The 11,616-nt window shown below is 64.9% G+C and carries 14 protein-coding genes; 5 read left to right on the top strand and 9 right to left on the bottom strand.

Features of this window, described 5'->3' with window-relative positions; translation table 11 throughout:
• Positions 1-195: 195 nt before the first annotated feature.
• Positions 196-816, bottom strand: coding sequence for a TerC family protein (locus FNJ47_RS39555; protein WP_163161368.1), 621 nt, complete (start codon positions 814-816; stop codon positions 196-198).
• A gap of 176 nt (positions 817-992) precedes the next feature.
• Positions 993-1,532 (bottom strand): hypothetical protein, encoded by a 540-nt coding sequence (locus tag FNJ47_RS39550; RefSeq protein ID WP_236000350.1) that lies wholly within the window; start codon positions 1,530-1,532, stop codon positions 993-995.
• Between the two features lie 72 nt (positions 1,533-1,604).
• Between FNJ47_RS39550 and FNJ47_RS39545 the strand changes: the two genes are divergently transcribed.
• Positions 1,605-2,432 (top strand): SDR family NAD(P)-dependent oxidoreductase, encoded by an 828-nt coding sequence (locus tag FNJ47_RS39545; protein ID WP_163161366.1) that lies wholly within the window; start codon positions 1,605-1,607, stop codon positions 2,430-2,432.
• A 78-nt stretch (positions 2,433-2,510) separates the two neighbouring features.
• Here FNJ47_RS39545 and FNJ47_RS39540 read toward each other — a convergent pair whose 3' ends face one another.
• The 4 genes from FNJ47_RS39540 to FNJ47_RS39525 are packed head-to-tail and all read right to left on the bottom strand — an operon-like array spanning position 2,511 to position 4,685.
• Positions 2,511-3,062: a GrpB family protein gene (locus FNJ47_RS39540; RefSeq protein ID WP_163161364.1), complete on the bottom strand. Its 552-nt coding sequence runs from the start codon at positions 3,060-3,062 to the stop codon at positions 2,511-2,513.
• A gap of 56 nt (positions 3,063-3,118) precedes the next feature.
• Positions 3,119-3,754 (bottom strand): HD domain-containing protein, encoded by a 636-nt coding sequence (locus FNJ47_RS39535; protein WP_163161362.1) that lies wholly within the window; start codon positions 3,752-3,754, stop codon positions 3,119-3,121.
• Positions 3,755-3,787: 33 nt separating this feature from the next.
• Positions 3,788-4,249, bottom strand: coding sequence for a carboxymuconolactone decarboxylase family protein (locus FNJ47_RS39530; protein ID WP_163161360.1), 462 nt, complete (start codon positions 4,247-4,249; stop codon positions 3,788-3,790).
• Positions 4,250-4,259: 10 nt separating this feature from the next.
• A complete protein-coding gene (locus FNJ47_RS39525) occupies positions 4,260-4,685 on the bottom strand; it encodes a cupin domain-containing protein (protein ID WP_163161358.1) in 426 nt (141 codons plus the stop codon).
• 88 nt (positions 4,686-4,773) lie between these two features.
• Between FNJ47_RS39525 and pdxR the strand changes: the two genes are divergently transcribed.
• A complete protein-coding gene (pdxR, locus tag FNJ47_RS39520; protein WP_163161356.1) occupies positions 4,774-6,195 on the top strand; it encodes a MocR-like pyridoxine biosynthesis transcription factor PdxR in 1,422 nt (473 codons plus the stop codon).
• Between the two features lie 27 nt (positions 6,196-6,222).
• On the opposite strand, the gene FNJ47_RS39515 is transcribed toward pdxR, so the two are convergent.
• The 3 genes from FNJ47_RS39515 to FNJ47_RS39505 form a co-directional block, all read right to left on the bottom strand.
• Positions 6,223-6,816, bottom strand: a complete 594-nt coding sequence (locus FNJ47_RS39515; protein WP_163161354.1) for a DUF2889 domain-containing protein — start codon at positions 6,814-6,816, stop codon at positions 6,223-6,225.
• Positions 6,817-7,045: 229 nt separating this feature from the next.
• Positions 7,046-8,602, bottom strand: coding sequence for a long-chain-fatty-acid--CoA ligase (locus tag FNJ47_RS39510; RefSeq protein ID WP_163161352.1), 1,557 nt, complete (start codon positions 8,600-8,602; stop codon positions 7,046-7,048).
• Complete coding sequence (locus FNJ47_RS39505; RefSeq protein WP_163161350.1) at positions 8,599-9,348, bottom strand: TetR/AcrR family transcriptional regulator; 750 nt, start codon at positions 9,346-9,348, stop codon at positions 8,599-8,601. Before FNJ47_RS39505 ends, FNJ47_RS39510 begins: the two co-directional genes overlap by 4 nt.
• A gap of 94 nt (positions 9,349-9,442) precedes the next feature.
• Here FNJ47_RS39505 and FNJ47_RS39500 point away from each other — a divergent pair, with 94 nt between their 5' ends.
• Genes FNJ47_RS39500 through FNJ47_RS39490 form a run of 3 tightly spaced genes read left to right on the top strand, consistent with a single transcriptional unit; the run spans position 9,443 to position 11,467 of the window.
• Positions 9,443-10,627 carry a lipid-transfer protein gene (locus FNJ47_RS39500; protein ID WP_163161348.1) on the top strand — a complete coding sequence of 395 codons (1,185 nt, stop codon included), beginning with the start codon at positions 9,443-9,445 and terminating at the stop codon, positions 10,625-10,627.
• Between the two features lie 7 nt (positions 10,628-10,634).
• The gene (locus FNJ47_RS39495; RefSeq protein ID WP_163161346.1) at positions 10,635-11,066 is read left to right on the top strand and encodes a MaoC family dehydratase N-terminal domain-containing protein; all 432 of its coding nucleotides are present in this window, start codon (positions 10,635-10,637) and stop codon (positions 11,064-11,066) included.
• Complete coding sequence (locus FNJ47_RS39490; protein ID WP_163161344.1) at positions 11,063-11,467, top strand: MaoC family dehydratase; 405 nt, start codon at positions 11,063-11,065, stop codon at positions 11,465-11,467. The genes FNJ47_RS39495 and FNJ47_RS39490 overlap by 4 nt, the downstream gene beginning before the upstream one ends.
• The last annotated feature ends 149 nt before the right edge of the window (positions 11,468-11,616 follow it).

The following is an 11,616-nucleotide window of genomic DNA, read 5'->3' as shown; positions in this document are numbered from 1 at the left end:
CCTGATCTGAGACTACGCCAGATGCGAGCTCAGGCAGCGCCTGATATATATAATACACAGGGCGGGGGGTATCTCCCCTAAGCATCCTGTGGAAAGAGCCCCCACCCGAAACGCATCTGGCGATGCGTTCCGACCTAAGAGCGAGCTTCGCTCGTCTCGACCCACGCAAGCGGGAGAGGTGCAGCGAATTTGCCGCTAGACCGGCGCGACCTTCGCGATCTCGTGCGCGCCGCGAATGGTCATGTCGACGGCGACATAGAGGATCACGGCGAGGCCGACATAGGCGATCCAGCGGTGGTTTTGCAGCAATCGCGCGATGAAGGTGGCGGCCGCGCCCATCATCGCGATCGAGAGCGCCAGCCCGAACACCAGCACGATCGGCTGCTCGCGCGCCGCGCCCGCGACCGCCAGCACATTGTCGAGCGACATCGAGACGTCGGCAACGATGATCTGCGTCGTGGCCTGCCACAGCGTCTTGCGCGGCACCTCCGCGCCGCCGGTGCCATCCACGGCCGTGGTCTCGTGCGCGGAGACGCGCAGCTCGCGCCACATCTTCCAGCACACCCACAGCAGCAGGATGCCGCCGGCCAGCAGCAGGCCGACGATCTGCATCAGTTGCGTGGTCAGCAGCGCGAACAGGATGCGCAGCAGCGTCGCCGCACCGATCCCGATCAGGATCGCCTTGCCGCGCTGCTGCGCCGGCAGGCCCGCCGCGGCAAGGCCGATCACGACCGCGTTGTCGCCGGCCAGCACGAGGTCGATGACGACGACTTGCAGCAAGGCGCTGAGGGCGTCGAGTGATAGCAGTTCGGACATGGATCATGTTCCCCTTGAGGTCGGGGAGTGGACCGTTTCGACGAAACAGGATTTGCCGTCATGCCGACGGCAAATCCGTCACGACGTTGTCGCGTCGCGGGTCGAGGCAGGGCCACTCCAACTGAGTTCCAGTCCGACATCGCAGCTTGTGGCTGCCAGAGGGGCCCGGCCTGGGATTACGGTCGTGACGCCGGACGCAGTGCTGCTTCTTCCTCGAAGAACAGCGCCGCCTGGTCCGGCTCGCCGAGGATCGCCGCCGCACATCCCATGAAGGTGAAGGCTCCGGCAAAATCCCACAGCGTCAGGTTCGCCACGCTTGCACGCATGTGGATCATGCGCGCCGCAAGCGCGGCAATGGCTGCCTCTGCGAATAACACCAGGCTGAGCGCGGGCAGCACGAGTGCGGGCTCAACCAGGCGAACGGTCAGGGTGATCGGCAGCGCGGTCAGCACCGCGAATGACAGGAGCATGCCGAACGGCTCCAGCGAGGGAGCCTTCCGCGAGTACCCGTCTGGAATGGTCGAGGACATTTCGGTCCCTTTGCCGATCCCTGCCGTGTCGTTCGTCGCGACGATATCAGAAGGCATTTGCGTTGGCGCGCGGCGCGGCGCCGCGCGACCGCAGGCCGCGCGACAGATTGTACGCCCGAAGGTCATGGCGGAGCGTCGCGGGCGGGCCATTTCGGCGCCGTTTTGGGGCTGATGGCGCCGCGGCATGCCATGGCAAAGTCCGCAGCGGGCATTTATCTTTGCTGGCAGCGCTGGGCGAACGATCGAAAGGCAATTTCGATGAACATGGCAGGCAAGACGGTGCTGATCACCGGTTCCACCGACGGCGTCGGCCGCTACGTCGCGACGAAGCTGGCCGCTGCCGGCGCCCGCGTCCTGATCCACGGCCGCGACACCAAGCGGGCGCAGGTCCTCGCCGACGAGATCAAGCGGGTCTCCGGCCGCGAGCCGATGTTCTATCAGGCCGACCTGTCCTCGCTCGCCGAGGTCCGCGAATTCGCTCAGCTGGTGCTCGACGACCAGGAGCGCCTCGATGTGCTCGTCTGCAACGCCGGCATCGGCTCGCAGAACGAGGGGCCGGCACGGCAGACCAGCAAGGACGGCCATGAGCTGCGCTTCGCGGTGAATTATCTCGCCGGCTTCCTGCTCGTGCATCTGTTGCTGCCGCGGCTGAAGGCCAGTACGCCGGCGCGCATCGTCAATGTCGCTTCGCTCGGCCAGCACCCGATCGATTTCGGCGACGTGATGATCACCAAGAACTACAGCGGCGCGCGCGCCTATGCGCAGAGCAAGCTGTCGCAAATCATGTTTACGATAGACTTGGCCGAGGAGCTGCAAGGCTCCGGCGTGACCGTCAACTCGCTGCACCCGGCGACCTACATGAACACCACGATGGTGCGTGCCAGTGGCGCGACGCCGATCTCGACCGTCGAGCAGGGCGGCGATGCCATTCTGCGTCTGGTCCAGGACGATGATGTCGCTGACAGGAGCGGGCTGTTCTTTGACGGCAAGCGCGAGGCCCGCGCCCATGCGCAGGCCTATGATGCCGAGGCGCGCAGGCGGCTCAAGGCGTTGAGTTTGAAGCTTACGGGGTTATCGGATTTGTAGGGTGGGTTACGCCTTCCGCATTCGCTCGTTGAGCCACGGCGGACGTGGTCGGCTAACCCGCCCCGCGGTCCGGCGCTGCTATTGATCTTCCGCCAAGGCGCGCCATACGCGCGCCTTGGCTGTTGTCTCCGCGACGAAAACATCCTTGCCGGTCCGATAGGCCTCGATGTTATCCTTTGAAGAGGTGGCGAGGGCGCGCTTGATGTCGGCATAGGCGCGGGCGACGTCGGGGTGCGCACGCAGGTAATCGCGAAATACCAGGCGGGCGTCCCATCGCGGATGCGACGGCTCCATCACATGCAGATGGTGGGTCCACGGACCCGGAGGCCCCTTGCGGAAGAACAACTCGTCGGGAATCCATGACGCATATTGCGGCATGTAGATATAGCCAAATGCCTCAAGCGGCTTGATGCAGCGTTGCCTGGCCTCTTCGAGACTGGGCACGCCAACCAGCAGGTCGATGATGGGCTTCGACGGCAGGCCTGGCACGGCCGTGCTGCCGATGTGCTCGACGGCCAGAGCGAACGCGCCGAGAGCTTGCTCGATCCGCGTCCGCTCCTGCGAGAACAATATGGGCCAATTTGGGTCATAGTCGGAGACAACGATCGACCCGGCGCCGTACTTCTCCACGTTCCATCCCCTGATTGCGTTCACAGAATATCACGCGGGGAACGGCCGACGAAGTCTCAACTCTGCCAGGAAGTGTTGCGGATGCGGACGCATGCATTCGGCTTCCGGAATGTCGGATCGCGATCTTCGATGTAGTCGAAATTGACGGTTCCGAACGTGGTCTGGGGCTTCTTCAAGGCCGAGCACGTCTGTATCTTGAGAAACTCGTTCTTGAAATCACCGCGCGGAAATGCGGCGATGACCTGCTGGCGTTGCTCCGGGGTATAGTCGTCGTATCCAACGCCTACGACATCGACCAAGACCCCCGCGTTGGTGAGCGCGATTTCCGGCCGCAAGTATTGTGGAATCCCCGGGGTGGTGTGCAGGGCAATCGCCTCCCACACCAGATCGCTCTTCGCTTCCGCGATGCCGCGCGCCCGGAGAAATTCGCGCGCAGCATCGGCGCCGTCGACTTCAAAGCGCTTGGTCTCGGTGTGATAGTGATCGACAAGGCCGAGATCGTGAAACAGTGCCGCGACGTAGAGCAGTTCGGAATCGAATTTCACCTTCTGGCGGATTCCCTTCATCGCACCGAACACATAGACGCGAACCGAATGGTTGAACAGCAGCTCGTTTTCATATTGGCGCACGAGCTCGGCTGCCTCGCGCGCCAGCTTGCTGTCGGGAATCTTGATGCCGGAAATCTCGGTCATTGGCAGGCTCCGTTCTCCTTCGATCGATCTTCATCAAGCCGCCCGCGCGACCGCGGCCTGTGGCGTGTTGCGGAAGCTGATCGCCATGCGATTGTAGGCATTCATCAGGCTGATCGCGATGGTCAGATCGACGAGCTCGCGTTCATCGAAGACCGTGCGGGCAGCCTGGTAAGCCTGATCCGGTACGCCGGTATCGGCGACGCGGGTCACCGTTTCCGCCCATGCGAGCGCCGCGCGTTCACGCTCGTCGAAGAGATCGCCGGCTTCTGCCCACGCCTGCAGCAGTGCCAGCTTTTCGATCTTCACCCCACTCTTGAGCAGGTCGCGCGTGTGCATGTCGAGGCAATAGGCGCAATTGTTGATCTGCGAGATGCGCAAGTAGACGAGGGTGACCATCGTGGTGGGGAGGTTGCTTTGCAAGACATAGCCGTAGACTCCGCCCAGGGCTTTAACGCCCGCCGGCGCAATGCGGTTGTAATCGAGACGCATGCTCATGACGGGCTCCTTAACGGTCGTTTTGTTTGACGGGAGTGGTCAGTTCCTTGTCGTCGGTGTCGACGACGAACACGGCGAGCAGCTTTGCCGGCGTTGTCTTGCTGGCGTTGCGGCTGACGGGGTGGCGGGAACCCGGCGTCTCGTAGAAGCTTTCGCCGGTGCGGTAGACCCGCGTCGGTCCGTCATTGACCTGCGATTCAATTTCGCCGGACAGCACGTAGCCGAAGATGAAAGCCGACTTGGCGTGGACGTGCGACGGCGACGCTCCGCCCGGCGCATAGTCGACGACGACGGCGATCAGCGACTTGCCGGGAATATTGGTGATCGCCTGCTGGAAGGTCGGCGTGACCGTCGAACCCGTCTCATGCGCAGGGGCAGGTGTTGCCGCGGCGATGGCGAGCGCAGCGCAGGCGGCGAGGATGGATGGTATCTGCATGGTCGGTGCTCTCCTTGCTTCCATAGGTGCCTTCGCCTTGGTTCATATAAAAGCACCAAGAACTGGCAAAAATCGTGTACTAAGGCCCATGACCGGACCGTTGCGACTGGAACTGGATCGATCTGCGAAGACGCCGCTCGCGGAGCAGATTCGCAGAGGTATCGGGGCCGCTATCGAGACCGGCGTGCTCGCCCCCGGCGCACGTCTGCCCTCCTGGCAGGACCTCGCGGCTCAGCTCGGCGTTGCGCGAGGCACCGTGCGCGCGGCCTATGAAATGCTTTCCTCTGCGCAGCTGATCGTCGCTTCACGCGCGCGGGGAACGCATGTCGCGGATCGGCCTTCCTTCGCCGCCGTGCAGGAAGAGGCTCCCGACCCCGGCTCCTTCATGGAGACGTATCAGGAGCTCATCGCGGGGCCGGCCACTTTCCAGATGGGTGTACCCGCGCAGGCGACGTTTCCGGCCAAGCTGTTCTCGAGGCTGCACACGCAGGCGGTTCGCGCAGGTATGAGCGCGCCGGCCCTCTACCCGGATCCGCGCGGCGAATTGGAGTTGCGGCGCGAGATCGCGGCGTATCTTGCGCTGGCGCGAGGGATCGCGTGCACGGCCTCGCAGGTTTTCATCACAGGAGGCTTCAGCAGCGGCCTTGGATTGACGCTTCATGTCCTCGGTCTCGAACAGAAGAAAGTCTGGATGGAGGAGCCGGGCTTTCCTTTTACCCGGCACGGTCTTGAGCTCGCGCGGATGTCGATCGCGCCGATCCCGGTCGATGCTGACGGCATCGACGTCGGTTACGGTCTGGAACACGCGCCTGATGCCGCGCTGGCGGTCGTAACTCCCGGACAGCAGGCACCGCTCGGCTTCACACTCTCGCTGGCAAGACGCGCGCGTCTGCTCGATTGGGCCGCTCAGGAGCGAGTCTGGGTGATCGAGGATGACTATCTGAGCGAGCTTCAGTTGAAGGGCCGTGCCACGCCGGCGCTCGCCTCGCTCGATCGTGCCGGGCGCGTCATTCACATCGGATCGTTCAGTAAAACCCTGACGCCGGCCTTGCGGTTGGGCTTTGTCGTCGCACCGCCGTCCCTGATGCCCCGGTTTGCCGAGATCGCCGCGTGTCTCGCCCCGGCGCCAGCGCCCCCGGTGCAGCTCGCGACCGCCGAATTCATCCGCGATGGCCACCATCTGCGGCATCTTCGCCGCACGAAGCGGGTCTATGCGGCGCAGGGTGAAGCGCTGCTCAAATGCCTGCGAGCCCGTGCCAAAGACGTGACCATCGGTGGATTGGCCGCGATCCTGCGACTGCCGGACGAAACGTCCGACCTCTCGATCGCAAGGGAGCTGGCATCATTCGGCTTGGCGCCTACGCCTCTGTCGCTCTGGTATGCGTCGAGCGCTTCAGCGCGATCCGGCCTGATGCTCGGCATCGCCACGTCTCCGCAAAAGAGGATCGAGGCTTCCTGTGACCGGCTCTTCAACGTCATCGACCGGCTCGCGGGACACGTGCCTGCGTAAGCCGGGGTGCCGCAACGCAGGCCAAGCTCAAGTATCCCGTTTGGCCTCGACCGCCTTCGCGAATTGTGGAAATGTCTCGGCTACGACAGGTCCGTCCAACCGCCACGAATAGCAGCCGCCGACGAAGAACGGTGGCTCGGTGGCGTCGCGCTGGTGGTCGAGCGCGCCGCGGCCTTGCGGGTCCTTGCCCGAGGTCGCGGTCTGGAACAGGGTCGTCACCGCAGGACCCAAGAGCTCGGCGAGATGGGTGCAGGTCTCCAGTCTGCCGATCTTGCGACGGACCAGCTCGCGCCAGCCCTTGCCGATCCGTTCGCCGACCAGCCGCTGCAGGATGCCTTCGACGTCGAGGCAGGACGAGTAGGGTGTCGAGGCCATATTGGTGCCGGTCTCGCGGATCGTGAAGCCGTCGTCGACCGCAAGCCGCAGGCGGATGTCGTGCACGGGGTCCTCGGGTTGCTGCAGGCCGCGATGCTTGTCCTGCCGCGCATAGGGTTTTGTGTCGACGAGCCGCGCCTCGACCTCCCACAGTCCGTCGTCACGGAGATAACCGAGACATTCGACGGAGCGGCGGTGCATCAGGCGGCGAGGCTTGCCGTCGGCATTGGTATCGGGTGCGGACATCGGAACTCGCTGGATTGAATCTCAGGCGATCCAATCGGCCGCGTGCTGCGATGTCAACGGCCGCTGTCTGCGCAGCGCCATGCACTGCGTAGGGCGGGTTAGCCCACCGGGTCCGCGCGAAGCGCGGCCCGATGACAGGCTCCGGCGTAACCCGCCATCTTCATCCGACGATTGCTCGCGCGGATGAGAGATCAGCGGCGGGTTACGCTTCGCCCTACGGTTCTTGCGATCAGCTCACCCGGCGCTCGCGGTGCTCCCAATACGGCTTGCGCAGCTCGCGCTTCAGGATCTTGCCGGCGCCGGAGAGCGGCAGTGGGGCCGCGGTGACGTCGACGCTGCGCGGACATTTGTAGCCGGCGATCAGCGCCTTGCAGTGCTCGATCAGCTCTTCCGGCGTAGCGCTGGCGCCGCTCTTCATCACCACCACAGCGTGGACCTGCTCGCCCCAGCGCTCGCTCGGGATGCCGATCACGGCGCATTGGGCCACGGACGGGTGCTGGGCGAGAGCGTTCTCGACCTCGGCCGAATAGACGTTCTCACCGCCGGAGATGATCATGTCCTTGACGCGGTCGACGACGTAGACGAAGCCGTCCGCGTCCATGTAGCCGCCGTCGCCGGTGTGCATCCAGCCGTCGATCACCGCGCGTGCGGTTTCCTCCGGCCGCTCCCAATAGCCCATCATCACCATATCGCCGCGCACCGCGATCTCGCCGACGGTACCGAGCGGGACCACCTGATCCAGGGCGTCGACGATCTTCACCTCGGCGCCCAGCGTGGCACGGCCGGCGCCGCGATGCCGGCCCTTGGCGCGGCCGTCGCCGATATGCTCCTTCCAATGCAAGAGCGTCGCGATCGGCGACAGCTCGGTCATGCCGTAGGCTTGCGTGAACTCGACGTGCGGCAGCGCCTTCATGGCGCGCATCAGCACGGCATCGCTGATCACGGAGGCGCCGTAGGCGATCCGTTTCAACGACGACAGGTCGTAATTGCCGAGCGTCGGATGATCGACGAACATCTGGATCATGGTCGGTACCAGCAGCACGTCGGTGATGCGCTCCTTCTGCACCGCGGCCGCAACGCCGACCGGCGTGAAGCCCTGGACCACGACATTGGAGCCGCCCGACAGCAGCACCGAATACATCGCCGCGCCGTTGGCGAGGTGGAACATCGGCGCCGCGTGCAGGTAGATCGTGCTGCTCGGCCACAGCCCTTCGCCGAGCGCGTTCAGCGCGTTGGCCATCAGATTGCCGTGGCTCAGCATCACGCCCTTGGAGCGGCCGGTGGTGCCGCCGGTGTAGAAGATGCCGGCGAGATCGTCGCGGGTGCGCATCGCATCCCGAATGGGTTCGCTGCGCGCGATCAGCGTCTCGTAATTCTCCATACCTTCGGGCGTCTCACCCTCGTCGGCATAGACCAGTTTCAGGCCTGGGATCGCGCTTGCCAGCGTTGCGCCGACTGCCGCAAACGCCTTGTCGACGAACAGGATCGTTGCGCGGCAGTCGCGCAGCGCATCCTCGTTCTCGATCGGAGACCAGCGGATGTTGAGCGGCACGATCACGGCGCCGGCCCAGCCGACTGCGAGGTAGAGTTCGAGGTAACGGTCGGAGTTCAGCGACAGGATCGCGACGCGGTCGCCGTCGTCTGCGCCAAGCGCGCGGATGGCGGAGGCGAGGCGGGCGACACGCTCGCCGACCTCGCGCCAATTGCGCCGCCGCTCACCGCAGACGACTGCGAGCCCGTTTGGATTGACCTGCAGCGCCCGCCGCAGTCCGTGTGTGATGTTCACTCGTCTCCTCCCTTGATGCGTTTCCCTTGCGAGGCGGTTTGTCCGCCTTCTGTGCAGCCGGAACGGCTGCTTTGCGCGTTGTCGTCTTGCGCGTTGATGTCAGTTGCCGTTGTTGTTTTGGCGATGCCTTCGGTGAGGCGGATCGCGAATTCCTCGGCGACGGCGCGTCCGGTCAACTCGCCGCCGGGCTGGAACCAGTGTCCGATCCAGTTCAGCGAGCCAGCAATCGCAAACGCCGCGAGCTTCGGGTCGCAGGGTTTCACCGAACCGTCTTTGACACCAGCGGCAATATAGTCGCGGAAGGCGCGGTCGATCCGCCGCTTGGCGGTCCGCACGATCTTGCGGTTGTCCTCGCTGAGGTCGCGGATGTCGAAGCGAACCAGGCTCTTGCCGTAGTCCGCGGTCATCAGCTCGGCATAGCGGACGATCAGCTTGCGCAGCTTGTCGAGCCCCGAGCCGCCGCCGGCCGAGGTCTCGGCGATGCAGTCGTCGACCAGCTCATTGCCGATCGACCAGCATTCGTAGAGGATCTCGTCCTTGCCTCGGAAGTAATTGTAGAGCGCCGGCTTGGTGATGTTGAGCCGCTTGGCGACCTCGTTCAGCGTGGCGCCGTGATAGCCCTGTTCGAGGAACAGGGCTACGGCCGTGCGCAGCACCGCCTCGCGCTTCTCGTCGCGGGCGCGGCGCCGGCTCTCGAAGGGCAGCCAGGGTGACTCATTGTTGGAAGAGGGGATGCGGGCGTCCATCGCGTGGCTGTTGTCGCATTGACTCCGGAAGGTCGCCCGTATATTACCCATGGGTAATAAATAGTCCAGTGAGTAATTTCCGGGAGGACACGCGATGACGTCACGCACCTATGTTGCCGGGGTCGGCATGATCCCGTTCGTCAAGCCGGGCGCCAACGCGCCGTACCATGTGATGGGCGCCGAGGCCGCCAAGCTCGCGCTCGCCGACGCCGGGCTTGATTACGGCAAGGTGCAACAGGCTTATGTCGGCTACGTCTATGGCGACTCCACCTGCGGCCAGCGCGCGCTCTATCCCGTCGGCATGACCGGCATCCCGATCGTCAACGTCAACAACAACTGCTCGACCGGCTCGACCGCGCTGTTCCTGGCGCGGCAGGCGATCGAGTCCGGCGCCGCCGATTGCGTGATGGCGCTCGGCTTCGAGCAGATGAAGCCCGGCGCGCTCGGCGCCGTGTTCACCGACCGTCCGAGCGCGTTCGACGATTTCGATGCCGCGGCCGACAAGCTGGTCGACGCGCCCGGCGTGCCGTTGGCGCTGCGCTATTTCGGCGGCGCGGGCTTGAGCCACATGAAGAAATACGGCACGCCGCTCTCCGCGTTCGCAAAGGTTCGCGCCAAGGCGAGCCGCCACGCCAAGAACAATCCGCTGGCGCTGTTCCGCAAGGAAGTCACCGCCGACGACGTGATGAACGACCAGGTGATCTGGCCCGGCGTGATGACGCGGCTGATGGCGTGCCCGCCGACCTGCGGCGGTGCTGCCGCGATCCTGGTTTCGGAGAAGTTCGCCGACCAGCATGGCCTGAACAAGAGCGTCCGCATCGCGGCTCAGGCGATGACGACCGACACGCCGTCGACCTTCGGTGCATCAGACATGATGCAGGTGGTCGGTTACGACATGGCGCGCGATGCCGCCAACAAGGTCTATGAAGCCGCCGGCATCGGGCCCGGGGATCTCGACGTCGTCGAGCTGCACGACTGCTTCGCCCACAACGAGCTGATCACCTATGAGGGGCTCGGCCTGTGCGGCCAGGGCGAGGCCGCGAAATTCATCGACGACGGCGACAATACCTATGGCGGGAGGATCGTCACCAATCCCTCCGGCGGCTTGCTGTCGAAGGGCCATCCGCTCGGTGCCACCGGCCTTGCACAGTGCTACGAGCTGACCCGGCAGTTGCGCGGCACCGCGGCGGCGACGCAAGTGGAGGGCGCGCGGCTCGGGCTGCAGCACAATCTCGGCCTCGGCGGCGCGTGCGTGGTGACGCTCTACGAACGCGCCTGAGGCAGCCATGGTCGATCAATCCGCCGTCGGGCGTAGCTTTACGCCCGTGACCGCGCGCGTCGAGCCGGGGCGCCTGCGCTTCTTCCTCGACACGCTCGGCGAGACCAATCCGGTCTACCGCGACGGGTCAGCGGCACCGGTGCCGCCGACCTATTTGTTCTGCCTCGAGATGATGGACGCGACTGTGCCGTTCGAGTTCCTGACCGCGCTCGGCATCGATCTCGCCCGCGTGCTGCATGGCGAGCAGCGCTTCGACTATCACGCCCCCGTCGTGGTCGGCGACACCCTGACGTTCCACCCGCGCGTCACCGGCGTGACCGACAAGAAGGGCGGCGCGATGACGCTGATCGTCGTCGATACGCCCGTCACCAACCAGAACGGCGTCCACGTCGCCGACGTCTCGCGCACCATCGTGGTGCGCAATGCGAGGCCATCATGAGCAGCGCACCCGCAGTCGGCGACCGCATCGTCCACAAGGAGTTTCCGCCGATCCCCCGGCATCGCCTGGCGCTGTATTGCGGCGCCTCCGGCGATCACAATCCGATCCATGTCGACATCGACTTCGCGAAGGCGGCCGGTTTCCCCGACGCGTTCGCGCACGGCATGCTGGTCATGGGCTATCTCGGCCAGGCGCTGACGGACGCGGTGGCGCCGTCGCGCATCCGCTCGTTCTCGACCCGTTTTGCCGCGATCACCCAGCTCGGCGCGGCGCTGACCTGCGAGGGCACGGTGACCGAGCTGATCGAGCAGGGCGGCGAGAAGCGCGCAAAGCTTGCGCTGACGACGAAGGACGAGAACGGCGAGATCAAGCTCGCCGGCGAAGCGATCATCGCGCTCTAGGGAGAAACTCTCGCCGAGCAAAGATTTGCGCTCCCTCTTCCGCTTGCGGGGGAGGGCTGGGGTGGGGGCTCTCTCCACGAGTCATATCGCGGAGAGAGCCCCCACCCGGAACGCATCTGACGATGCGTTCCGACCTCCCCCGCAAGCGG

Origin of the sequence: Bradyrhizobium uaiense (assembly GCF_010811875.1) — a bacterium.
GTDB lineage: Bacteria > Pseudomonadota > Alphaproteobacteria > Rhizobiales > Xanthobacteraceae > Bradyrhizobium > Bradyrhizobium uaiense.
This window is presented reverse-complemented; position numbering and strand designations above follow the sequence as displayed.